The 22,247-nt window shown below is 70.3% G+C and carries 21 protein-coding genes; 11 read left to right on the top strand and 10 right to left on the bottom strand.

Going from position 1 to position 22,247, the window contains the following annotated elements:
- The first annotated feature begins 33 nt into the window (after positions 1–33).
- From OH802_RS29580 to OH802_RS29565, 4 genes are all read left to right on the top strand, one after another.
- The gene (locus OH802_RS29580) at positions 34–1,065 is read left to right on the top strand and encodes a hypothetical protein (protein ID WP_406023914.1); all 1,032 of its coding nucleotides are present in this window, start codon (positions 34–36) and stop codon (positions 1,063–1,065) included.
- Positions 1,066–1,132: 67 nt separating this feature from the next.
- Positions 1,133–1,474 carry a DUF3140 domain-containing protein gene (locus OH802_RS29575; protein WP_406023913.1) on the top strand — a complete coding sequence of 114 codons (342 nt, stop codon included), beginning with the start codon at positions 1,133–1,135 and terminating at the stop codon, positions 1,472–1,474.
- Positions 1,471–2,106, top strand: a complete 636-nt coding sequence (locus OH802_RS29570) for a UdgX family uracil-DNA binding protein (protein ID WP_406023912.1) — start codon at positions 1,471–1,473, stop codon at positions 2,104–2,106. Before OH802_RS29575 ends, OH802_RS29570 begins: the two co-directional genes overlap by 4 nt.
- Positions 2,107–2,182: 76 nt before the next feature.
- Positions 2,183–2,566: a DoxX family protein gene (locus tag OH802_RS29565; RefSeq protein ID WP_406023911.1), complete on the top strand. Its 384-nt coding sequence runs from the start codon at positions 2,183–2,185 to the stop codon at positions 2,564–2,566.
- Here the strand turns inward: OH802_RS29565 and OH802_RS29560 are convergent.
- Positions 2,544–3,185, bottom strand: a complete 642-nt coding sequence (locus OH802_RS29560) for a GntR family transcriptional regulator (RefSeq protein ID WP_406023910.1) — start codon at positions 3,183–3,185, stop codon at positions 2,544–2,546. The genes OH802_RS29565 and OH802_RS29560 overlap by 23 nt on opposite strands.
- A 147-nt stretch (positions 3,186–3,332) precedes the next feature.
- Here OH802_RS29560 and OH802_RS29555 point away from each other — a divergent pair, with 147 nt between their 5' ends.
- From OH802_RS29555 to OH802_RS29535, 5 genes are read left to right on the top strand one after another with little or no spacing between them, the layout of a single operon-like run.
- The gene (locus tag OH802_RS29555; RefSeq protein WP_406023909.1) at positions 3,333–4,589 is read left to right on the top strand and encodes an NRAMP family divalent metal transporter; all 1,257 of its coding nucleotides are present in this window, start codon (positions 3,333–3,335) and stop codon (positions 4,587–4,589) included.
- A gap of 14 nt (positions 4,590–4,603) precedes the next feature.
- Positions 4,604–5,377: a LamB/YcsF family protein gene (locus OH802_RS29550; protein ID WP_406023908.1), complete on the top strand. Its 774-nt coding sequence runs from the start codon at positions 4,604–4,606 to the stop codon at positions 5,375–5,377.
- Positions 5,374–6,168 carry a putative hydro-lyase gene (locus OH802_RS29545; RefSeq protein WP_406023907.1) on the top strand — a complete coding sequence of 265 codons (795 nt, stop codon included), beginning with the start codon at positions 5,374–5,376 and terminating at the stop codon, positions 6,166–6,168. Before OH802_RS29550 ends, OH802_RS29545 begins: the two co-directional genes overlap by 4 nt.
- Complete coding sequence (locus tag OH802_RS29540) at positions 6,165–7,787, top strand: carboxyltransferase domain-containing protein (RefSeq protein WP_406023906.1); 1,623 nt, start codon at positions 6,165–6,167, stop codon at positions 7,785–7,787. The genes OH802_RS29545 and OH802_RS29540 overlap by 4 nt, the downstream gene beginning before the upstream one ends.
- Position 7,788: 1 nt before the next feature.
- A complete protein-coding gene (locus tag OH802_RS29535; protein ID WP_406023905.1) occupies positions 7,789–9,513 on the top strand; it encodes an acetyl/propionyl/methylcrotonyl-CoA carboxylase subunit alpha in 1,725 nt (574 codons plus the stop codon).
- Here OH802_RS29535 and OH802_RS29530 read toward each other — a convergent pair.
- From OH802_RS29530 to OH802_RS29520, 3 genes are all read right to left on the bottom strand, one after another.
- The gene (locus OH802_RS29530; RefSeq protein WP_406023904.1) at positions 9,510–10,361 is read right to left on the bottom strand and encodes an alpha/beta fold hydrolase; all 852 of its coding nucleotides are present in this window, start codon (positions 10,359–10,361) and stop codon (positions 9,510–9,512) included. The two genes, OH802_RS29535 and OH802_RS29530, sit on opposite strands and share 4 nt — an antisense overlap.
- Positions 10,362–10,401: 40 nt before the next feature.
- Positions 10,402–11,454, bottom strand: coding sequence for an adenosine deaminase (locus tag OH802_RS29525; RefSeq protein ID WP_406023903.1), 1,053 nt, complete (start codon positions 11,452–11,454; stop codon positions 10,402–10,404).
- 120 nt (positions 11,455–11,574) lie between these two features.
- Positions 11,575–11,814, bottom strand: coding sequence for a hypothetical protein (locus OH802_RS29520; RefSeq protein ID WP_406023902.1), 240 nt, complete (start codon positions 11,812–11,814; stop codon positions 11,575–11,577).
- A 127-nt stretch (positions 11,815–11,941) separates the two neighbouring features.
- Here OH802_RS29520 and OH802_RS29515 point away from each other — a divergent pair, with 127 nt between their 5' ends.
- Complete coding sequence (locus OH802_RS29515) at positions 11,942–12,337, top strand: VOC family protein (protein ID WP_355230004.1); 396 nt, start codon at positions 11,942–11,944, stop codon at positions 12,335–12,337.
- Here OH802_RS29515 and OH802_RS29510 read toward each other — a convergent pair.
- The gene (locus tag OH802_RS29510) at positions 12,334–12,792 is read right to left on the bottom strand and encodes a DUF5709 domain-containing protein (RefSeq protein WP_406023901.1); all 459 of its coding nucleotides are present in this window, start codon (positions 12,790–12,792) and stop codon (positions 12,334–12,336) included. The two genes, OH802_RS29515 and OH802_RS29510, sit on opposite strands and share 4 nt — an antisense overlap.
- 127 nt (positions 12,793–12,919) lie before the next feature.
- Here OH802_RS29510 and OH802_RS29505 point away from each other — a divergent pair, with 127 nt between their 5' ends.
- Positions 12,920–14,461 (top strand): sulfatase-like hydrolase/transferase, encoded by a 1,542-nt coding sequence (locus OH802_RS29505; RefSeq protein WP_406023900.1) that lies wholly within the window; start codon positions 12,920–12,922, stop codon positions 14,459–14,461.
- Here the strand turns inward: OH802_RS29505 and OH802_RS29500 are convergent.
- The 5 genes from OH802_RS29500 to OH802_RS29480 all read right to left on the bottom strand — a co-directional run bounded on the left by OH802_RS29500 (position 14,446) and on the right by OH802_RS29480 (position 22,147).
- Entirely contained in the window at positions 14,446–15,411 is a 966-nt protein-coding gene (locus tag OH802_RS29500) for a formylglycine-generating enzyme family protein (protein WP_406023899.1), read from the bottom strand. The genes OH802_RS29505 and OH802_RS29500 overlap by 16 nt on opposite strands.
- 43 nt (positions 15,412–15,454) lie before the next feature.
- Positions 15,455–16,669, bottom strand: a complete 1,215-nt coding sequence (locus OH802_RS29495; protein WP_406023898.1) for a hypothetical protein — start codon at positions 16,667–16,669, stop codon at positions 15,455–15,457.
- 97 nt (positions 16,670–16,766) lie between these two features.
- Positions 16,767–17,303, bottom strand: coding sequence for a DUF1697 domain-containing protein (locus OH802_RS29490; protein ID WP_406023897.1), 537 nt, complete (start codon positions 17,301–17,303; stop codon positions 16,767–16,769).
- A gap of 4 nt (positions 17,304–17,307) precedes the next feature.
- Positions 17,308–19,833, bottom strand: a complete 2,526-nt coding sequence (locus OH802_RS29485; protein WP_406023896.1) for a bifunctional FO biosynthesis protein CofGH — start codon at positions 19,831–19,833, stop codon at positions 17,308–17,310.
- A 37-nt stretch (positions 19,834–19,870) separates the two neighbouring features.
- Positions 19,871–22,147 (bottom strand): serine/threonine protein kinase, encoded by a 2,277-nt coding sequence (locus OH802_RS29480; protein WP_406023895.1) that lies wholly within the window; start codon positions 22,145–22,147, stop codon positions 19,871–19,873.
- Positions 22,148–22,247 lie beyond the last annotated feature (100 nt).

Here is a 22,247-nt window from a genome sequence, read left to right as displayed (position 1 = left end):
GTTGAGCGGTCCCGGCCATGGACAATGTCGTCCATGACTGAGCCGGACCTCGCTCGACGACTCCTCGACGCACATGTCGCCCATGAGATGGCGGCGATGCGCGGCGTACGCTTCCTCGATCTCGTCACCGGCGAGATCGACTTCGCGCTGCGCGCCGCCAGCGAGCTGACCCTCGACCAGGTGATGCCCCGCGACCTGATCAAGGAGGTCGCGCTGAAGTACGTCAGCACCTTCCGGCTCCCGGGCGCGATCCCGGAGGTCGCTGGTGCGCTCGCGACGAGGCTCAAGGCGCATCCCGCCAACGACACACCGCTGGGCAAGGTGGTCAGCCGACCGCGGATCGCCGAGCTCGTCGAGGCCCTGGTCGAGATGCGTACGCTGCGCCAGCAGGTCCTGCGCAGCCTGGCCGACAACTCCGGGATCCAGGCCGGCGTCGGCACTCTGATGCGTGGCACCGCTCGGGGTGCCGTCGACACCGGCCGCAGGCTCGCCGACAACCTTCCGGGCGGCTCGCTCGGCTTCTCGATCGCCGAACGCGTCGCCGGCCGGATGGCGGACACGGTGAAGGGCACCCCGGTCGGCGCGGCCGTCGACCAGAGCGCTCGCGAGCTCGCGGAGCGGGGCGCCGGAGCGCTGCTCGGCTACCTCACCGACACCGCCGCGAGCTCGGTCACCGACCAGGAGGTGCACGACGCGCTGCTGGAGGTCTGGGACGCGCTCGCGACCCGTCCGGTGCGCGAGCTCGCCGACCTGGTCGACGACGAGCAGCTGGTCGCGCTCTTCGTCGGGCTCTACCAGGTCTGGCTCGACGTCCGCGACTCCGAATACCTGCAGGCCCTGGTCGACACGGGCGTCGACTTCTTCTTCGACAGCTATGGGAGCTTCACCCTCGACCGACTCCTGGAGGAGTGGGGTCTGGGCCGCGACGACCTGGTCGAGGAGGCGCTCCGCTTCGGCCCGCCGGTGATCGAGGCGCTCGCCGAGGCCGGCGTCCTCGAGCAGCTGGTCCGCCGTCGGCTGTCGAGCTTCTACGACTCTCCGGAGGCCCAGGCTCTCCTGGGGTGACGCCCCGTGTGTTCGGCCGCTGCGTTGGGTACCGGATCGGAGCAGTCGATCAGGTAGGAGGCACGAGATGGCCGAGACGATCGTCGACGACAGGCTCTGGGAGAACTTTCATCGCGCGGTGAACATGACCTCGCGCGACCTGCGGCAGTGGCTCGCAGTGCAAGGCGCGGGGGAGACGACCGAGACCGAACCGGACCGAGCCGGCAGCGGGCTCGGCCACCGGGTGGCCGACATCCTCGGCAAGCGCCGGGCCGACGTGACCCCGGACGACGTGGACGTGATGCGGCGCGTCGTCGACAAGGTCACCGACCTGCGCGGCGGGGACACCGGCCAGTGGGAGCCGACCGCAGGAGAGGACCACTGGCGCCACCGGCTGATGAACGTCGGACACGACCCGCTGATCCCGTGAGTGCCGCGGAGTGGGTCCCGGAGTCGCCGACGCTCTCCGACCTGCGCAGCGCGGTCCAGGAGTGCCGCGGCTGCGAGCTCTACCGCGACGCGACCCAGGGTGTGATGGGCGAGGGGCGTACGCCGGCCCCGCTGATGCTTCTCGGTGAGCAGCCCGGTGACCGTGAGGACCGCGAGGGTGAGCCGTTCGTGGGCCCTGCGGGCGCCATCCTCCACGAGGCGCTCGCCGATGCCGGGATCGAGCCGGAGGCGACGTACACGACGAACGTCGTCAAGCACTTCCGCCACCGCCTCTCGGGCAAGCGCCGCATCCACCAGTCACCCACGAGCAAGCAGGTCGGCGCCTGCGCTCCGTGGCTTGCGGCGGAGCTGGACCTGGTACGTCCCAGCGGCGTCGTCCTGCTCGGCGGCACCGCCGGCAAGGCGCTGTACGGCTCGTCCTTCCGCGTCGGTGAGGCACGCGGCCACCTCCTCGACTGGCCCGAGGCCATCGCCACGGAGACCCTCGACCCCTGGGTACTCGCGACGACCCACCCCTCCGCCGTCCTCAGGGCGGAGGACGAGAGGCAGGCGACGTACGACGGTCTGGTCGCCGATCTGAAGGTCGCCGCCGCTGCCCTCGAGAAAAACTGAAAGGCGATGTCGAGATCGCCGGTGCACGCTCGACGCGTGGGTAAGAGCAACACAACCCACCCCTGAGGAGATCGAGATGAGCACCAACGCACAACGAGCCGGCTGGGTCATCACCGTCCTGGTCACCCTGTTCCTCGGCTTCGACATCGTCACGCACCTGCTTCAGGTCGAGCCAGTCATGGACTTCAACGACAAGATCGGCGCCCCGGGCTGGTTCCCCGTCGTCTGCGGCGTCGTCCTCGGCCTGTCGCTGGTCGCCTACCACGTCCCAGCCACCCGGGCGATGGGCACGATCCTGATCACCGCCTACCTCGGCGGCGCGGTCACGGTGAATCTGGTCTTCGGGCAGCCGGCCTTCAACACCGTCTTCGCCATCGCCACCGCAGTCCTCGTCTGGGCCGGCGCCTGGCCGCGCGACGAGCGCCTGCGCGCCCTCGTCAGCCGCGGCGCAGTCGCGTGAACGCTCCGAGCACGGTCTGCTCGGAGAGGATGAGGTAGCCGCGCAGCTCCTCAGCGGCCGCAGGTCCTCCCTGCTCGAGGAAGGTCTCGAGCAGGGAGCGGTTGCGTGTGACGAACGGTGCGTGCAGCGCCTCGGGGTTGTCGATCTCCAGGAACGCGAGCCGCAGCTCGGCGGCGATGTCGCGGAACAGGCGTTCCAGGCGCGGGCTGTCGGCGAGGGCGACGATGGCGTCGTGGAACGCCATGTTGGCGGTGCCCACCGTGCGCCAGTCGCGCGCCTCGAGGCTGGTCTCGCCCAGCTCCACCGCCTCGCGCATCGCCGTCACCGCGGGATGCAGCGGAGAGCCCGCGGCCAGCGCAGCGGGCTCGACGTAGCGCCGTGCCCGATAAATGTCGACGACGTCCGCGACGGTCGGGGAGGCGACCGAGACTCCGCGATGGGGTACGTGCTCGATGAGGCCCTGCTCCGCCAGCACGCGGAACGCCTCACGAAGCGTGTTGCGCGAGACGCCGAGCTTCTCGGCGAGGGAGATCTCCGACAGCCGGGTGCCGGGCGCGAACTCGCCGTCGATGATCCGCCGGCGCAGGGCGTTCGTCAGGGTGTCCTCGACATCGGGCATGACCGCATCCTAGGGGAACCGCATCCGCGGACAATCGAAACACCATTTTTACAATGACGGGTGTTGTTGTAGAACAATCTATGTCATCTTGTACTACACAAAGAGTGTGGTGCCAGCCACACAGCCCGTTGATGGCAGGAGTCCCCCATGACCGAGACGACCAGCGCCGAGCGCGCGAAGAGCTTCGCCCGTTCCCGCCGAGGACCCATCCTCGGCGCCATCTTCCTGATGGCCACCTCGGCCATCGGCCCCGGCTTCATCACCCAGACAGCGACCTTCACCGCGCAGCTCGGCGCGGCGTTCGCCTTCGCGATCCTGGCCTCGATCCTGATCGACTTCGCGCTGCAGATGAACGTGTGGCGCATCATCACCGTCGCCGGCAAACGGGCCGGCGACCTGGCGAACGAGGCGGTGCCGTACTCCGGTCACATGCTGGCGACGCTCATCGTGATCGGTGGTCTGGCGTTCAACATCGGCAACATCGCGGGTGCTGGTCTCGGCCTGAACGCCCTGCTCGGCATCGAACCGAAGGTCGGCGGCCTGCTCTCGGCACTGCTCGCGATCGGCATCTTCATGTACAAGCGGGCCGGCCGCGTCGTCGACATGGTCGTGCTCGGGCTCGGTCTGCTGATGATCGGGCTGACGCTCTTCGTTGCGATCGCGTCGCAGCCTCCGGTCGGCGACGCGCTGCGCCAGACCTTCGTGCCGGACACGCTCAACTTCGCCACGATCACCACGATCGTGGGCGGCACCGTCGGCGGCTACATCACCTACGCCGGCGCCCACCGCTACCTCGACTCCGGCCTGACCGGCCCCGAGCACGTCCCGGCCGTGCACCGCGCCTCGATGAGCGGCATCCTCGTCACCGGGATCATGCGGTACGTACTCTTCCTCGCGATCCTCGGCGTCGTCGCCTCGGGCGTCACCCTCGACTTCTCGAGCCAGGCGGCCAACCCGGCCGGCCAGGCGTTCGGGGCCGTGCTCGGTGACGCGGGCATCCGCATCTTCGGGGCGATCTTCTGGGCCGCGGCGATCACCTCCGTCATCGGCGCCGCCTACACCTCGGCCACCTTCATCTCGACCTTCTCGAAGAAGCTCGGTTCAGGCTGGCCGCTGCAGCTCGCGACCGTCGCCTTCATCGTGGTCTCCCTCGTCCTCTACCTGCTGATCGGCGCCGCACCCGCGGCTATCCTTGTCTTCGTCGGCGGCTTCAACGGTCTGATCCTCCCGATCGGCATGACGATCTTCATGTACATCGGCTGGTTCCGTCAGCGCGACGTCCTGCACGGCTACCGCTACCCGGTGTGGCTGCTGGCGCTGGGGACGATCGCGACCCTGCTCAGCTGGTACATGGGCATCGTCTCGATCGGCCCGATCTTCGCCTTCATCGGCATTGGAGCGTGAGCACCGTGAATGACATGGCAGCAACCATCGACCTGAACTCCGACCTCGGCGAGAACGCGCCCGACCGGGTCGTCGCGGACGACGCGGCGATGCTCGCGATCGTCTCGAGCGCCAACGTCGCCTGCGGGTTCCACGCCGGCACCCCCGAAGGGATCCGTACGACGCTCGCTGACGCCGTCGCCAACGGCGTCACGATCGGCGCGCACCCCGGCTACCGCGACTACGAGGGCTTCGGACGCCGCGCCACGGACATCGACTCCGCAACGCTGCAGGCGCACGTCGAGTACCAGCTCGGTGCGCTGATCGGCCTGACCTCGTCGGTCGGCGGCGCCGTCCGCTACGTGAAGCCGCACGGCGCGCTCTACAACACGATCGCCCGCGACGAGCGACAGGCGCGTGACGTGGTCGCCGCGGTCAAGGCGATCGACCCGTCCCTCGTGCTGCTGGGGCTCGCGGGCGGCGTCGTGCTCGACGTGGCCGAGAGCGCCGGGCTCGCGACGGCCGCGGAGGCCTTCGCGGACCGCGCCTACACGCCCGGCGGCGAGCTGGTCTCGCGCGCCGAGCCCGGTGCGGTCCTGCACGACGCCGACGCCGTCGCGGCCCGCATGCTGCGCCTCGCCCGCGAGGGTGTGGTCGAGGCGATCGACGGCACCGACGTCGCCGTACGCGCCGACTCGATCTGCGTGCACGGCGACAGCGACGGGGCGATCCGCATGGCCGCAGCGACCCGAGCCCTGCTCGAGGCCGAGGGCATCGCGATCGCCCCGTTCGCCGGAGCGGTGGCATGACCGCGAGCATCACCCAGCTCGCCGCGGCTCGCGCCGCGCGCACCTCCTACCGGGCGGGCGAGGTCGCACCGACGAGTGGCGTCGCCCACGGCCTGGTGCAGGCGAACCTGATCTCCGTGCCGGCCGACTGGGCCTTCGAGGTGCTGCTCTTCGCGCAGCGCAACCCGAAGCCGTGCCCGGTGCTCGAGGTGCTCGACCCGGGCGCCTACGAGTCGACCCTGGCGCCCGGCTCCGACCTGCGCACCGACGTCCCGGCGTACCGGATCTGGCGTGATGGCGTGCTGACCGAGGAGGTCACGGACGCGAGCGCGGCGTGGGAGGAGCACCCCGACCTGGTCTCGTTCCTGATCGGCTGCAGCTTCACGTTCGAGGCGGGCCTGGCCGACGCCGAGATCCCGATCCGTCACCAGGAGCTCGGCCGCAACGTGCCGATGTACCGCACATCCCGCCCGTGCGCTCCCGCCGGGCGCCTGCGCGGCGACATGGTGGTCTCGATGCGCCCGATCCCCGCTGACCGGGTCGCCGATGCCGTACGCATCTCCGGGCGCTACCCGGCGGTGCACGGTGCGCCGGTGCATGTTGGCGACCCGGCCTCGCTCGGCATCGCCGACCTCGCCGCTCCCGAGTTCGGGGACCCGCCGGAGGTGCGCGACGGCGAGGTGCCGGTGTTCTGGGCATGCGGGGTCACGCCGCAGGCCGCGATCATGGACTCGCGCCCGCCGTTCGCGCTCACCCACGCGCCAGGCCACATGTTCATCACCGACGTACGGGATGCGGAGTATCTGGCGTGAGGCGCGTTCTCATCGCATCGGATCAGGCGCTGCTGGTCGAGGAGGACGACCTCGAGGGAGCGATGCGGCTGCATGCGGCCCTCGTGGCCGCGCCGCCGACCGGCGTCGTCGAGCTGGTGCCCGCCGCCCGGACGGTGCTCGTCCGGTTCGACCCGACGCTGGTCGACGAGGTGAGCCTCGCCAAGGAGCTGGGTCGGGTCGAAGCCGTCCACGGTGGCCTCCCGACCGCTGGTTCGGTGACCATCGGTGTCCGCTACGACGGGCAGGACCTCGACGAGGTCGCGGAGCTGTTCGGGGTCAGCGCCGAGCAGGTCGTCGCGCGCCACACGGCCGCGACCTGGCGAGTGGCCTTCACCGGCTACGCGCCCGGTTTCGGCTACCTCGTCGGCGACGACCCGCTCTTCGACGTACCGCGGCGCTCCTCTCCGCGCACCCGGATCCCCGCCGGCTCCGTCGGGCTGGCCGGGACGTTCTCGGGCGTCTACCCCCGCGAGAGCCCCGGTGGCTGGCAGCTGATCGGGCGGACGGACGCGCCGATGTGGGACCTGCACCGGGATCCGCCCGCCCTGCTCGCGCCCGGGATGACCGTGCGGTTCGAGCGGCTCGAGCGGGAGGCGGTCGCGGTGACAGCCTCCGACCCGGTTGCCGACACGACGGAGCACCCCTTCGCCGTCGAGGTCGTACGCCCCGGCCTGCAGTTGGTGCTCGAGGACCTCGGCCGCCCCGGCCATGCTGCCCTCGGCGTCTCCGCGTCGGGGACGGCCGACCGCCGCGCCCTGCGGGCCGCGAACCGCGCCGTGGGGAACGCTCCGGGAGTGGCAGGTTTCGAGCTCGCCGGCGGCGGTGCGGTCCTGCGCTTCACCGGCCCCGCGGTCGTCGCCGTCGCGGGCGCCCCTGCCGAGACGACGATCGTACGCACCGACGGACCGCCGCTCCCTGTCGAGCACGGCGCCGCCACCGCGCTCGAGGACGGCGAGGAGCTGCGTCTCGGCGCGGTGAGCGCCGGCCTGCGTGCCGTGATCGCGGTGCGTGGCGGCCTGGATCTCGAGCCGGCCCTCGGCAGCCTCTCCAGCGACACGCTCGCGGGCCTCGGCCCCGGCGACCTCGGCGGACGGCCCCTGCGCGCAGGCGACGTCGTGCCGCTGCACGGGCCCGCGGCCGCACCCCATGCGGTGGACCCGAACCCCGCTCCCGCCGACCCGCTGCCCGCACCCGGTGACACGGTCGAGCTGCGCATCGTGCTCGGCCCGCGCGAGGGTTGGTTCACCCCGGCGGGCGTACGCACCCTCGTCGAGCAGGAGTGGACCGTCACGCCCCGCTCCGACCGGGTCGGCGTACGTCTCGAAGGCGCCGTCCCGCTCGAGCGCTCCGTCTCCGGCGAGCTGCCGAGCGAGGGGGCGGTGACCGGCGCGATCCAGGTGCCACCCGACGGCCGGCCCGTGCTGTTCCTTCCGGACCACCCGCTCACCGGCGGCTATCCGATCATCGGCGCGGTGATCGACCGTGACCTGGACCTGGCCGGGCAGCTGCCGCCCGGGGTCCGCATCCGCTTCCGACCCGTCGCGCCCACTGTGCCTACTTTGCCTATTGGGCCGACGACCGAGATCCGAGGAGACTGACATGCGCAGGGTGCTCATCGCCAACAGGGGAGAGATCGCCGTCCGCGTCGTGCGGGCGGTTGCCGAGGCCGGCCTCGTGTCGGTCGCCGTCTACGCCGACCAGGACGCCGACGCGCTGCACGTCCGTCTTGCCGACGAGGCGTACGTGCTCGGTGGGTCCACCGCCGCCGAGTCCTACCTCAGCGTCGAGTGGCTGATGGCCGCGGCGCAGGCCTCCGGCGCCGACGCGGTGCATCCGGGCTACGGGTTCCTGTCGGAGAGCGCCGAGTTCGCGCGCGCCGTCGAGGCCGCCGGCCTGATCTGGATCGGACCGAGTCCCGAGAGCATCGACAGCCTCGGCGACAAGATCACCGCGCGCCGGATCGCGCAGAGCGTGGGCGCACCGCTGGTGGCAGGCACCGACCGGCCGCTGGAGTCGGCCGACGAGGCGGTCGCGTTCGCGCGCGAGCACGGGCTCCCCATCGCGATCAAGGCCGCCTTCGGCGGCGGTGGCCGCGGGTTGAAGGTCGCCCGCGAGCTCGACGACGTCGCGGATGCCTTCGACTCCGCCTCGCGCGAGGCGCTGGCCGCGTTCGGCCGCGGTGAGTGCTTCGTCGAGCGGTTCCTGGAGCGTCCGCGGCACATCGAGGCGCAGGTGCTCGGCGACGGCACCGGGCATGTCGTGGTCGTCGGCGACCGGGACTGCTCGCTGCAGCGCCGCAACCAAAAGCTCGTCGAGGAGGCGCCCGCGCCGGGGCTGACCGACGAGCAGCGTCGCCGCATCCACGACGCCGCGCGCGACATCTGCGCCGCGGTCTCCTACCGCGGGGCTGGGACCGTCGAGTTCCTGATGGGCGAGGACGGGGTGATCTCGTTCCTCGAGGTGAACACCCGCCTGCAGGTCGAGCACCCGATCACCGAGGCGGTCACCGGCGTCGACCTCGTCGCGGAGCAACTGCGCATCGCCGCGGGCGAGGGGCTCTCCTTCTCGGAGACGCCGGCGCCGACCGGCCATGCGATCGAGCTGCGGATCAACGCCGAGGACCCGGGCCGCGGCTTCCTGCCGAGCCCCGGCGTCGTGACCGGCCTGCGGGTCCCCGCCGGCCCCGGGGTGCGCTGGGACGCCGGGATCGAGGCGGGCGACACGGTGCAGGGCGCCTTCGACTCGCTGATCGCCAAGCTGATCGTGCACGCGCCGGACCGGGACACCGCGGTCGTACGTGCCCGCCGCGCGCTCCGCGAGCTCAGTGTCGAGGGGGTCGCGACCGTCGTACCTTTCGCTCGCGTCCTGCTCGACGACCCGGCCTTCTCGACGGCCGGGTTCGCGGTGCACACGCAGTGGATCGAGACCACGCTGATGCCGAGCCTGGAGGCACAGCGGCGACCCGAGCCGGCGCCCGTGCAGCCGCTTCGGCGGGTGCCGATCGAGATCGACGGCCGCCGGGTGATGCTCGGGCTTCCGGATGACCTGCTGCGTGGTCTCGCGGCAGGCGGATCGGTGACGGGTGATGTCGGGTCGGCGGGCGTCGCCGACCCCGCCGTGCTCGAGGCAACCGTCCCCGGCGTACTCGTCGACTGGCTCGTCCCCGACGGCGAGCCGGTCACCGAGGGCCAGGACGTCGCCGTCATCGACGCCATGAAGATGGAGACCCGCGTCGCCGCACATCGTGCGGGCGTGCTCTCCCGCGGCACCGACGTGGGTGGGACGGTCGCGATCGGGGACGTGCTGGGGAAGATCGAGGTCTAGCTCGTGTGATCGATGATCGCCGGGATGACCTTGTCCCAGGTGGAGGGCGGGGGCGGCTCGTGGCCGACGCCGTCGAGGACGAGGAGCGTCGCGTCGGGGATGTCGCGGGCGAGGATCTCGGCGTGGCCGATCGGGAACAGCGGGTCGCGGGTGCCGTGGATGACCAGCGTCGGGGCGGCGATGTCGGCCAAGGTCGCCTCGACCGGCTCGCCGTCGCTCATCGCCTGGTGGTTGGCGAAGCTCGGCCGCATGTCCGGCGTGCGGCGTACGACCCGCTCGATCACCGCCCGCATCCTGGCCTCGTCGAAGCCCTCGGGAACGAACGCCCGCTGGTCCTCCACCAGCATCGACACCAGAGCCTCGTGGTCATCGGGATCCGGGACCTTGGTGGTGGCCGCCTTCGCGAAGAAGTCGGCCAGCTCCTCGCCGATGGGCGGCAGGTCGGGTACGCCGTCGAAGGCCGGTGAGGTCTCGTTGAGGATCAGCGTCTCGACCCGCTCCGGATAGAGCACCGCCGCACACTGGGCCAGCGCCCCGCCCATCGAGATGCCGAAGATGTGCCCCTTGTCGAGGCCGAAGGCGTCGAGGAGAGCCGGGATGTCCGCGATCATGTCGCGCCCGGTGTAGCCAGGCTCTCCCGGCGGCCAGGTCGTCGAGCGGCCGGTGTCGCGGTGGTCGTAGCGGATCACGAACCTCCGGCCCGCGGCCAGCGCCTGGCAGAAGTCGTCCTCCCAGTAGTCCATCGAGGCGCTCATCCCACCGACGAGCAGGATCGGCGGGTCCGCCGGACTCCCGAACGTCTCGACGCACAGCTCGATCCCGTTGACCGCCAGTGTCAGTTCGCCCATGGCGTCCAGCAAACGGGCGGGTCCGAGCCGCGTCAAGCGCTTAAGGCGTGGCGTACGCGTCGACCTCGGCGCGCAGCCGGGTCTTGACGTCGTCGGGTGCGTAGGAGACGTCGACCGCGGCACGGGCGAGGTCGGCGATGCCGGCCGCGTCGAGGCCGAGGAGGTCGGCCGCGATCTCGTACTCCTGGTTGAGCGTGGTCGCGAACATCGGCGGGTCGTCGGAGTTGATCGTGACCGGCACGCCGGCATCGACGAACGTCTTGAGCGGGTGCTCCTCGAGCGTCGCGACGGCACCGGTGGCGACGTTGGACGAGGGGCAGACCTCGAGCGGGATTCGGTGCTCGGCGAGGTGGGCGAGCAAGGCGGGATCCTGGGCCGCCGAGGTGCCGTGGCCGATCCGCTCGGCCTTCAGCACGGTCAGGGCGTCCCAGATCGTCTGCGGGCCGGTCGTCTCGCCGGCGTGCGGCAGCGACCGGAGCCCCGCTGCGCGAGCCGCGTCGAAGTGCCTCTCGAACTGTGGCCGGGGAACCCCCACCTCGGGCCCACCAAGCCCGAACCCGACGAGCGCCTCGGGGCCGTGGTCGACGGCGTACGTCAGCGTCGCATCGGCCGCCGGAATCCCCGACTCACCGGGGATGTCGTAGATCCAGCGCAGCGTGATCCCGAAGTCGCGCTCGGCGCCCACCCGGGCGTCCTCGAGCGCCTCGGTGTAGGCCTCGATCGCCATCCCGGTGTGCCCGGTCTGCCCCGGCTCGCGCACGGCCAGATCCGGGCGTACGGAGGTGTAGGGGGTGCAGGTCAGTTCGGCGTAACGGACCTGCTGGGTCTGCGCCAGGTCGCGCGCGATCTCGTAGGTCAGATAGCGGATGTCCTCCGGCGTACGGACCAGGTCGACGACCGAGAGGTAGACCTCGATGAAGTGCGCGAAGTCGCTGAACGTGAAGTACTCCCGCAGCAGCTCGATGTCCGCCGGTACCGTCCCCGGATGCCGCGCAGCCAGCTCCGAGACGATCCGCGGCGAAGCCGACCCGACGTGGTGGACATGGAGCTCGGCCTTGGGCAGCCCGGCGATGAAGGTCTTCAGGTCACTCACGCCTCGATCCTCACACGCGGGTTCGCCCTCCCGCGACTCCCTTTCCTGCGGCTGCAGCAGGCGATGACACCTCGTGAGTCCGTTCACTAGGTGTCATCGGCATGTGCAGCAGCCGGAGGGCTATGCGGCGTACGTCACCGTGTCGGGCCAGACCCCCGTGGCCACGGCCTCCTTGTACGCCTTCATGAGGATCTTGGCCGCTGCAGAATCGAGCGCGGAGTCAGGCACAGAGAACTGCTCGCCGCCCTCGGCCTTCGCGATGGTGACCACGCTGGACCGCGCGGCTCCGGGCCACTCGATGGAGTACGTGACCGACCGCCCGTCCTCGAACGACTTCCTGCCCTCTACCAGCATGCCCATCAGCGGTCTGCCTCTCGTGCCCGGGCGCGATACCCACTCCGCGTACGCGGAGACAATGTAACCTCAGGATCGGGTGCACATCCACCAGCGCCAGGGGCGGATGATCGCCTGAACCGAGGAGACGAAGATGCGGGCGATCCACCACTGGGACCTCTGGGTCGACGACTTCGAGACCGCCTCGGGGGAGTGGGGCTGGCTCTTCGGCGAGCTCGGCTGGGAGGCCGGCGAGAAGGGCCACTTCTGGGAGGCGCCGGACGGGACGTACGTCTTCATGGAGCACTCCACGGACCAGCACGGCACGCAGGACCGGCTCCGGCCCGGCGTCAACCACATCGCGTTCATGATCGACGACCGAGACCAGCTCGACAGGATCCGGGCGGCGTCGACCGAGCACGGCTGGCACGAGATGTACGCCGACCGCTACCCGCACGCAGGCGGCGACGAGCACACGGCGCTCTACCTGGAGAGCTCTGAGGGGTTCGAGGTCGAGATCGTGCTGGAGATCGACGACCTCACTGCCTAGAGGTCGTCGTCTTCGGCGTCGCTGTCGTCGATGATGTGGATGGCGGCCTCCTCCGCGGAGGCGCCGGCGCCGTCGATGCCGGCATCGATCCCGTACAGCTCGGACTCCGCGTCCTCGCCCTCGCCACGGTCGGGGTCGACCAGCCGACCCGCTCGCTCGTCGCCGACCTCGCGGCCGTCGGGGTCGTCGCTCTCCTCGGCATCGTCGTACTCGACCGCGTAGGGATCCGGCTCGGGCACCTCCTGATGGCGGCGCTGGTCGATGCACTCCCGGTGCTCCTCCTCCCAGGGCGTGTTGCCGTAGTCGGTGGAGTAGTGGTCGGCGGTGACGATGCCGTGGTCGAGCTCGTCGCGCACCTCACCTTCGAGAACGTCCCCGGAGAGCGCGTCCTCACCGGTGATCTGGTCCTCGTCGTCGACACTGTAGTCGCCGTAGTTCTCGCGCGATTCGCTCACTTGAGTCTCCTGATCAGCCGGGCATTGGGGTCATCACGGCCCCCTTCGGTAACGTTAACCCGGTCCGGTATGGAGTGGAACCGGACGGAAACATACGACGCGGGGATCGACCAAGGGAGCAGACCAGATGGCGCCTCGCGCCCGATTGGCGGTGGCGGCCGTTGCCGTGCTCGCCGGCGCCTCGATCGCGCTCGGCGCGATGCCTGAATCTGCCGGTCCGCTGGGGTCTCTGGGGTCTCTGGCCGGGAATGCCTTCGCGCGCGACAACGAGGGCGTGGTGCCCTCGACGCCGACATCGACGCCCGACTGGGCGCCCTACTCGACCCAGCCCAACATCCTCATGATCACGGCGGACGACCTCGCCTACGAGGATCTCGAGTTCATGCCCCACACCCGCAGCCTCCTGGCCGCGCAGGGCACCTCGCTGACCGAGGCAATCGCGCCCACGCCGATCTGCGTGCCGGCCCGCGCCTCCCTGCTGACCGGGCAGTACAGCCAGAACCACCACACCGTGACGATCAACGGCGAACGCGGTGGCTACGAGTCGATGGACCACACCGGCACGCTGCCCGAGGCGCTGCAGGATGCGGGCTACGACACCCTCTTCGCCGGCAAGTACCTCAACGGCTACGGCCTCAACGGAACGGCCAAGGACGTGCCGCCCGGATGGACCGACTGGCGGGCGACGACCGACATGTCGACCTACAACTTCATCCGGCCGCGGATCAACCACAACGGCAAGCTCACGACCTACAACCGCTACACGACGTACGTCATGCGGGACCAGGCCAACGAGATGATCTCGGCGCCGGAGCGCGCCGACAAGCCGTGGTACATGTGGCTGAACTACGTGGCACCGCACCACGGCGGGCCCGACGAGCCGGAAGACCCCGAGGGCACCAGCACGACCAGACCGGCGGAGGAGGACAAGCACTCCTTCGACGGTCTCGAGCTGCCGGACACTCCCAACATGTTCCGCACCCCGACCGATGCGCCGCGGATCTCGGCCTCCCGCAAGCACTTCGACGCGCAGGGCCGCGCCGAGCTGCGGATCGCGCACGAGCAGCGGGTCGAGGCCGTCCAGTCGCTCGACCGCGCGGTCGCCAGCCACGTACTCCGTCTCCAGGAGACCGGCCAGCTCGACAACACCATCATCATCTTCTCCTCGGACAACGGCTACACCACCGGCGGCCACAACATCAACGGCAAGCTGATGCACTACCGCGAGACGCAGCGGATCCCGGTGATCCTGCGCGGCCCGGGCATCCCGGCCGGACGAACCCTGGCCACCGGGGTCGGCAACCCCGACATCGCCACCACGATCATGGCGGTCGCCGGCGCCGAGCCGGGGCGGACCCAGGACGGCGTCAACATCATGCCGTGGCTGAAGGCCCCCGCGCAGGACCGGGTGATCCCGCTCTCCGCCTGGCGGGTCAACGACGGCTACAAGCAGATCTACTCGGGGATCCGCTTCGGTGACTGGACCTACGCCCGCTTCTCCGACGGCAGCGAAGAGCTCTACGACCTGGCCGAGGACCCCTACCAGATCCGCTCGCTCGCGCTGCTCCCCGAGTACGCCGACGAGCTGGCCGAGCTGCGTGGGCTGAGCGAGAAGTACGCCGACTGTGCCGGTGACGAGTGTCCGAAGGAGTTCTACCCCGCCGACTGATCGCCCAGGTCGGCCGCGCAGCGGAACCCCAAGTTGCCCGCGGTCGAGTCGGGCGGGCTGCTGGAGCGCGCCGAGAGCCGGTAGCGGTGGCAGTAGGAGTCGTGGCAGAGGTAGGAGCCGCCGCGCATGACCCGGGTCAGGCCCTCGGCCGGGCCCCGCGGGTCCGAGGAGGAGCCGGACTCGACGAGGTCGGCGTAGTAGGTCGGCGAGAACCAGTCCGCACACCACTCCCAGACGTTGCCAATCATCTGGAACAGCCCGAAGCCGTTGGGTTCGTACGTCCGCACCGGCGCGGTCGTGACGAACCCGTCGTCGGCGGTGTTGGTGTCGGGGAAGACTCCCTGCCAGACGTTGGCGTGGTGGGTGCCGTCCTGCTCCAAGTCGTCGCCCCACGGGAACCGTGATCCGGTGAGACCGCCGCGGGCGGCGTACTCCCACTCGGCCTCGGTCGGCAGCCTCGTCCCGGCCCAGTCGCAGTAGGCCAGCGCGTCGTCATGGGAGACATGCACGACCGGGTGGTTGCCGCGGCGGCCGACGTTGGAGCCGGGGCCCTCCGGGGCCCGCCAGGACGCGGCGCGTACGCCGAGCCACCAAGGTGCCTCGGGAGAGCGGCCCAGGACATCGCGGGGCGATCCGTCGAAGGCCAGGTGGAAGACGGCCGAGAAGCCCTCTTGCTCGGCCGTGGTGACGTGGCCGGTCGCCTTCACGAACCTGGCGAACTCCTCGTTGGTGACCGCGGTCGCGTCCAGCCGGAAGCCGGGCAGGTCGACCGGGTGCACCGGACCTTCGCCGTCGGCCTGGTAGCCCTCGCCGAACGAGTCCCCGGCGGCGTACGTCCCACCGGGGAGGTCGACAAGGGTCCGGCGGCGCTTGCGGGGCAGCGCCGGCGGGCGCTGGGCCGGGTCAGGGCTGGGCCCACGGGTCGCGCCGAAGGTGAGGTCGGAAGGCACGCCCACCAGCCTACGAGCTGTGCCTATTGCTTCGGGCTTCGCTTCAGCCGGTATAAGTCGCCTTCAGACTGCCCGCGCTCGCGACGACCTTCCCCTTCTTGCCCGTGACCATGAGGCCGGGCGTGCGGGCCTTGCCGTTGGCGTCGGCCTTGATCTTGACCGTGCAGGTCGGCTTCTTGCCGGCGCACTTGAAGTCACCCGTCGGCCGGTAGGTGACCGTCATCGACTGGTTGTCGGCCAGCCCCTCGACGTAGGCCGCCATGTAGGTGCACTTCGGCTTCCCCTTCGGGCACGAGCGCTCGACCGTGTGCCACTCCATCCGGGCCGCGGCCGCCTTGCCGCAGAGCTTGGCCGGCTCGCCGGCGCGGACCGTGCCCCAGGCGTACGTCACCTTGGTGGTCGCCTGCACGCACGCCTCGGTGCCGCCCTTGGCGACCGGCAGGGTGTAGGTGAGCTCCGGGTCCTCGCCGGCGGTCGGCTGGGTGGCGCCGTCGTCGATGGAGGCGATGCCGGAGGTGACCGCCGGGGCGGTGACCTTCAGCGTGACCTCACGGTAGCCCGCCGCGGCGGCGCCGGTCGGCGCCTCGGGTGTGCGGGCGTAGCAGCTGTCGAGCTGGGTGATCGCAGCGACGTTCTTGGCGGCGAGGTCCTCGTCGGTGAGCCGCAGGTTGGTGACGGCCAGGACACCGGCGATCTCGGGGCGGCCGACCTCCCGCAGGCATCGGGGGTCATCGAGCGTCCAGGCGTCCGCGACCTGCCTGCTCCAGCTGTTGGCGCCGCCGTCGGCGCAGTCGAGCAGCTCCGCGTACCACTGCGAGCCCAGCGCCGAGGGCCACTCCCCGGCGTAGCTGAACCCGCTGCCGCTCTTGGTGACCACTCCGGCATCGGCGAGCCCGGCGCTGCCCTTGTCCTTGACCATGGCGTCCGCAGCGCAGCGGATCTGCTCGGGATCGGCCCAGGCCGGGGTGTCGCCGGCGAGGGCGAGAGTGCGCGCGACGTCCTTCTCGGCACCGCGCAGCGGACCGATCTCACCGGTGAAGTAGGCCCACGCCGAGGTGCCGAGGAAGGCCACCGCGACGAGTACGCCGACGCTCACGAGCCAGCGCAGCGCCAGGCGTACGGGGCGGCCCCGATCGCGCCGCCGCCGTGGCAGCGGGGGCAGCCCGAGCCGTCGCCGACGGGCCTCCTCAGCCGCCGCGTTGGCGAGCTCGGTGGGTTTCGGTTGTTGTTGAGCGGTGCTGCCGGTGGGGTCGGACATCTCACTCTTCTCGAGACGGTTCAGCGAGGATCGTAGAGGGTAGTCGTTTCCGATACCCCCTGCCACTCCCCAGTGGCTTCCGCCTCAACGACGCGGACTACTTCCACTTTGCGGCGGCATCCAACAGCCGGTCGATGGAGCCGCGAGTCCTCGTCGTGGCCACGCCACCGGTGGCCCGTTCCAGTTCGAAGGTGGGACTCCCCGCGGAGTTGCGGGGTTTGCGGATCAGGCTCAGGGCGATCCCGTCTCCGATGTGCAGCACGTCGACGTCGTCTTTGGAGTTGGTCCACGGCGTTGACCAGCTCGGCTCCTTGCCGCCCCAGAAGAACGTCACGGTTTCGCGGTACGTGCGGGGGGACTGGTGCTTCTCGAACACCCCCAGCGCAAGTACGCGCTCCAGATCTGCCAGCGACCTCACGATGGCTGCGTCTTCGTACCCTGCCAGGGAGCCCAATTCGCTGGCTGCCGCAGCCACGACCCTCTCGGGGGCCTCGGCCTCGAGCAACACCGTCCCGTTCGTCTGGAACGACCTCACGCGCAAGGCGCCGCCCCGCTCGAGCGCACCCTCCAGCTGCTCCCGGTTCGGCGACCCGGCATGACCGAGGTTGAGGTTCCGGTAGAACACGACGTGCATCAGGTCATCGGCCTTCGTACAAGGTCGTCCGTTCGCGTACGTCCCGGCCGATGCCTGCGCCGATCTCCTCGAGCTCGGCGACGGTCTTTGCCGAACCGTGTTCGGAGCCGGCCATCCGGGAGATGGTCTCCTCCATGAGGGTGCCGCCGAGGTCGTTGGCGCCGGCTTGGAGCATGGCTCTGGTGCCGTCGATGCCGAGCTTGACCCAGCTCGTCTGGATGTTGTCGATGCGGCCGTGGAGCATGATCCGGGCCAGGGCGTGGACGGCGAGGTTGTCGCGCATGGTCGGGCCCGGGCGAGCTGCGCCGGCGAGATAGATCGGGGCGCTAGTGTGCACGAACGGGAGCGGCACGAACTCGGTCAGCTCGGCGTTTCCGTGCTCGCGGGCCTGGTCCTGGATGCCGGCGAGGACGCGTAGGTGGCCGACCCAGTGGCGTGGGTTGTCGACGTGGCCGTACATCATCGTCGACGTCGTCGGGATGCCGACGCGGTGGGCGGTGGAGACGATCTCGATCCAGGTCTTCGCAGGCAGCTTGCCCTTGGTCAGCACCCAGCGGACCTCGTCGTCGAGGATCTCCGCGGCGGTGCCGGGCAGCGAGCCCAGCCCGGCCTCGCGGACCTTGATCAGGAAGTCCTCGATGGAGAGTCCGGTGCGGGAGGTGCCGTTGACGATCTCCATCGGGGAGAAGGCGTGCACGTGCATCTCGGGCACCCGCTGCTTGACGGCCTGGACGAGATCGAAGTACGCCGTCGACGGGAGCTCGGGGTCGATCCCGCCCTGCATGCAGACCTCGGTGGCGCCGAGGTTCCAGGCCTCCTCGGCGCGGTCGGCGACCTGGTCCAGATCCAGGGAGTACGCATCTGCGTCGGTCTTGCGCTGGGCGAAGGCGCAGAACCGGCAGCCGACGTAGCAGACGTTGGTGAAGTTGATGTTGCGGTTGACGACGTAGGTGACGGTGTCGCCGTTGACCTGTTGGCGCAGGTTGTCGGCGAGCCTGGTGACCTGGCGCAGCAGGTCGCCCTCGGCGGTCATCAGGGTCAGTGCGTGCTCGTCGGAGAGGTTGCCGGGGTCCTTCTCAGCGGCGGCGAGAGCCTCGTGCCCCTCGGCGTGGAGTACGGCCGGTGCGCCGGTCGCGGTGGCTGCCTCCCGCACGGCGTCCCAGTCGCCGTAGACCGTCTCGAAGTCGTCCCTGCGGTCGTTGGTGCGACCCTCGGTGTCGACCGAGGCGTGCAGGTCGACCCGGCCGGCCGCGGTGAAGCCACCGTCGGGCTCCTGCCACGGGTGCCCTTCGGGGCGGATGCCGTCACGGGCCAGCCCGTCCTCATCAGCGAGGGCCTCGACGTGGGTCAGGACGCGCGGGTCGATCCAGGCCTGCCCTTCGCGCAGGGTGCCGTTGACGTACTCCGGGTGGACGGTCAGCCGCGGCCGCAGCCCGAAGCCGGCCTCGGCGGACACCTGGCGCAGCGCGTCCAGTGAGGGCCAGGGGCGCTCGGGGTTGACGTGGTCGGGCGTCAGCGGTGAGACGCCGCCCCAGTCGTCGATCCCGGCGCCGAGCAGCGCGCGGCACTCGTCGAGGTCGACCAGGTTGGGTGGCGCCTGGACCCGGGCCTTGGGTCCGAGGACGATCCGGGTGACCGCGATCGCGGCCAGATACTCATCCAGCCCCAGGTCGTCGACATGGCGCATCGCGGTCGACGGCTTGGCCCGGAAGTTCTGCACGATGATCTCCTGCAGCCCGGCGTAGGCCTTGTGCACCTTCCGCAGCGCGAAGATCGTCTCGGCGCGCTCGGTGAGGTTCTCGCCGATGCCGACCAGCAGTCCGGAGGTGAACGGGATCGAGAGGCGACCTGCGTCCTCGAGGACCCGCAGCCGCACCGCGGGGTCCTTGTCGGGCGAGCCGTAGTGGGCCTCGCCCTTGGTCTCGAAGAGCCGTCGGCTGGTGGTCTCCAGCATCATCCCCATCGAGGGGGAGACCGGCTTGAGCCGGTTCATCTCCTCCCACGACATCACCCCGGGGTTGAGGTGGGGGAGCAGGCCGGTCTCCTCGAGCACCCGGATCGCCATCGCGCGCACGTAGTCGAGGGTCGACTCATAGCCACGGGACTCGAGCCACTCGCGCGCTTCGGGCCACCGGTCCTCGGGCCGGTCCCCGAGGGTGAACAGCGCCTCCAGACAGCCCAGCTTCGCGCCTTCGGCGGCGATCTCGAGGATCTCATCAGGGCTCAGGTAGGGTTCGCGGCCCTCCCGCTCTGCCTGCCCCGGCGTCTCCACGAACGTGCAGTAGTGACATCGGTCCCGGCACAGCTTGGTGACCGGGATGAAGACCTTGGGGGAGTACGTCACCGTCTCGGGTCGCCCGGCCGCGACCAGCCCGGCGTCACGTACCTTCGCCGCGGCGGCGGTCAGCCGGTCGAGGTCGTCGCTCCGGGCCGCGAGGAGTGCTGAAGCCTCCGCCACGTCCAGGGCTGCGCCGCGTTCGGCCCGGGCCAGCGCCCGGCGGATCTGCTGAGGTGTCGGCTGCTCGCTCATCACCAAGCAGCCTAGTATGGGCCGCCCAGTTGTCGAACTAGTTGTCGATCTGGGCACTCGCTCCGGGGGCCGTGGCGACGAACTTGGCGGTCCAGTCCTTCGGGCCCGACCAGTCGACGATGGCTCCCTTGCCCTCACCGTCGGGGGTGCCTGGCCAGACGCACTTCGCGTTCTTCGCGTCCGAGCACTTGCCGCCGTTGAGGGTGAGCTTCACGTTGAACTTCTTGCCGGGCTGGAAGCCCTCGAAGGTGAGCCGCCAGGTGTTGCACTCGATCTTCTGCTTCGTATAGGTCGGGTCGGTGCACTTGTCCTGCTTGATCCACTCGAGCTTCTTCGCCTGAGCCTTGCCGCAGGCGTCGGCGTCGGTGGCCTTCGCGGTGCCCCAGGCGAAGGTGACGGTGGTCTTGACCGCGATGCAGCCTTCGACGCCTCCCTCGGTGACGGGGAGCTCGTAGGAGGAGCCCTTGAGCTCCTCGTAGCTGCTGCTGCCCGTCTTGGCGATCCCGATCACCGACTCGCCGCCGGGAGCGGTGGGCTCCTGTACGTCGAAGTCGACCTGCATGTAGGCAGGCTTGGGGGTCACCTTGGCGCCGAGGGCGTCGGCCTTGACGTAGCAAGCGTCGAGGGCGGCGACGGCCTTCTCCTTGGCCGGGCCGGCGGCACCGGGGTCGCCGTCCTTGAGGAGATCGTCGACCGCGATCAGGCCCGCCATGGAGGTCTTGTCGACCTCCTTCTCCATGCAGCGGGTGTCGCCGACCTTCCAGTTGTCGCCGATCTCGGTCGCCCAGGACTCGGTGCAGTCGAGCAGGCCCCGGCTGAAGTTCATCGCGTCGTCCGCGGGCCATTCGCCGGTGTAGGTCCAGTCGTCGCCCGCGTCCACCACGCCGTGGGAGCGCAGCTCGGCGGCGGGAACCTTCCCGACCAGGGTCTCGGCCGCGCAGGTCATCTGGTCCTCGGTGGCCCAGCCCGGCTTGGGTACGCCACTGGCGATCGCCTCAGCCGCCTTGGCGTCGTCGCCGTGGAGACCGAAGATGCCGAAGCCCTGGGTGAAGATGCCGACACCGAGGAGCAGAACCGCGGCAACCCCGCCGCCGACGATGGTGTAGAGCTTCTTCTTGTCGCCGCCGTTGCCCTGGCCGGCGTTGGAGTGGTGCGAGGGCAGCCACTCGGGCTGGCCGCCGCCGGCGCCGGTGTTGCCGGTCGAGGCCGCCGCGGCCGCGGCGGCAGCGGCCTGGGGCAGACCCTTGCCGCTGTGCACGACCGTGGAGTCGGTCTCGTTGGCGAGCGGGGCGGGAGTCGGGGTGCCTTCGCCCGGGCGCTTGACGATCGTCGGCTGCGCTTCGGCCTCGGGCACAGGGGTGCCGCCCCCGGAGGTTCCGCTGGCCGTCGTGTCGTAGCTGGCACCGGGTCGGGAACCGAGATCGGCAGCGGCCGCTCCGGCGACACCGCCGATGACACCACCACCGAGACCGGACTCCTCGAGCCGGTCGGCGGCCTTGTCGAGGGCCTTGGAGAGCTCGGCCGCGGTCCGGAAGCGGTTCTCCGGCTTCTTCGCCAGCGCCCGCTGGATGATCGGGTTGATCAGGTCGGCACCGGGCGTCGAGGCGGGCAGCCGCGGCACCGGGTTGTTGATGTGGGCGCTCATCAGCTCGAAGTCGGTGCCGGTGTAGGGAGCCTTGCCGGTCAGGCAGGCCCACAGCAGACAGCCGGCGGCGTAGATGTCGCCCGCCGCGGTCGCCTGCTCACCCATGTGACGCTCGGGCGACATGTAGGGCAGCGAGCCCACCACGGAGCCGGCCCGGGTCACGTTGGAGTCGCCCTCGGTCGCGATGCCGAAGTCGGTGAGGTAGGGGACGAGCTCGCCCTCCTGGCGCTCCCACAGGAGCACGTTGGACGGCTTCACGTCGCGGTGGACCACACCGGCGCGGTGTGCGTCGAAGAGGGCGTCGCTGACGTCGCCGACCAGGCGCAGCGCCTGGACGGTCTCCAGCTGCCCCTTGGTCTTCAGCCAGCCGTGCAGGTCGCCATCGGGGACGTACTCGGTGACGAGGTAGACGGTGCCCTCGACCTCGCCGTATTCGATGATCTGAACGATGTTGCGCGAGCGCAGCTTGGCCAGGATGTTGGCTTCCCGCTCGAAGCGGGTGATGAAGTCCTTGTCGACCGTGAGCGAGGGCAGCACCAGCTTCAGCGCCACCTTGCGTCGCAGTGCCGGGTCCTTCGCCTGGTAGACGACACCCATGCCACCTTGACCCAGGACCCGCTCGATCACGTAGCGACCGAACTGCTCGCCTTCCTGGGGGAACGCAACCATCTTTAGAACCTCGCCCTGATTTTTTTACCCGATTCCAGACCTCTGCCGAAACCCTAGCGTCCCCTTAACGATCGTCGCGCGGCAACGCCACGGGCGAGAC

This window comes from Nocardioides sp. NBC_00850 (assembly GCF_045207335.1).
Classification (GTDB): Bacteria; Actinomycetota; Actinomycetes; order Propionibacteriales; family Nocardioidaceae; genus Nocardioides.
This window is presented reverse-complemented; position numbering and strand designations above follow the sequence as displayed.

What these genes read in the sequence shown, in the direction of transcription:
- OH802_RS29535 (WP_406023905.1), top strand. Translation starts at nt 7,789, where the DNA reads ATGCGCAGGGTGCTCATCGCCAACAGGGGAGAGATCGCCGTCCGCGTC.
- OH802_RS29545 (WP_406023907.1), top strand. Translation starts at nt 5,374, where the DNA reads ATGACCGCGAGCATCACCCAGCTCGCCGCGGCTCGCGCCGCGCGCACC.
- OH802_RS29515 (WP_355230004.1), top strand. Translation starts at nt 11,942, where the DNA reads ATGCGGGCGATCCACCACTGGGACCTCTGGGTCGACGACTTCGAGACC.
- OH802_RS29520 (WP_406023902.1), bottom strand. Translation starts at nt 11,814, where the DNA reads ATGGGCATGCTGGTAGAGGGCAGGAAGTCGTTCGAGGACGGGCGGTCG.
- OH802_RS29530 (WP_406023904.1), bottom strand. Translation starts at nt 10,361, where the DNA reads ATGGGCGAACTGACACTGGCGGTCAACGGGATCGAGCTGTGCGTCGAG.
- OH802_RS29565 (WP_406023911.1), top strand. Translation starts at nt 2,183, where the DNA reads ATGAGCACCAACGCACAACGAGCCGGCTGGGTCATCACCGTCCTGGTC.
- OH802_RS29575 (WP_406023913.1), top strand. Translation starts at nt 1,133, where the DNA reads ATGGCCGAGACGATCGTCGACGACAGGCTCTGGGAGAACTTTCATCGC.
- OH802_RS29560 (WP_406023910.1), bottom strand. Translation starts at nt 3,185, where the DNA reads ATGCCCGATGTCGAGGACACCCTGACGAACGCCCTGCGCCGGCGGATC.
- OH802_RS29480 (WP_406023895.1), bottom strand. Translation starts at nt 22,147, where the DNA reads ATGGTTGCGTTCCCCCAGGAAGGCGAGCAGTTCGGTCGCTACGTGATC.
- OH802_RS29490 (WP_406023897.1), bottom strand. Translation starts at nt 17,303, where the DNA reads ATGCACGTCGTGTTCTACCGGAACCTCAACCTCGGTCATGCCGGGTCG.
- OH802_RS29550 (WP_406023908.1), top strand. Translation starts at nt 4,604, where the DNA reads ATGGCAGCAACCATCGACCTGAACTCCGACCTCGGCGAGAACGCGCCC.
- OH802_RS29485 (WP_406023896.1), bottom strand. Translation starts at nt 19,833, where the DNA reads ATGAGCGAGCAGCCGACACCTCAGCAGATCCGCCGGGCGCTGGCCCGG.
- OH802_RS29505 (WP_406023900.1), top strand. Translation starts at nt 12,920, where the DNA reads ATGGCGCCTCGCGCCCGATTGGCGGTGGCGGCCGTTGCCGTGCTCGCC.
- OH802_RS29555 (WP_406023909.1), top strand. Translation starts at nt 3,333, where the DNA reads ATGACCGAGACGACCAGCGCCGAGCGCGCGAAGAGCTTCGCCCGTTCC.
- OH802_RS29495 (WP_406023898.1), bottom strand. Translation starts at nt 16,669, where the DNA reads ATGTCCGACCCCACCGGCAGCACCGCTCAACAACAACCGAAACCCACC.
- OH802_RS29580 (WP_406023914.1), top strand. Translation starts at nt 34, where the DNA reads ATGACTGAGCCGGACCTCGCTCGACGACTCCTCGACGCACATGTCGCC.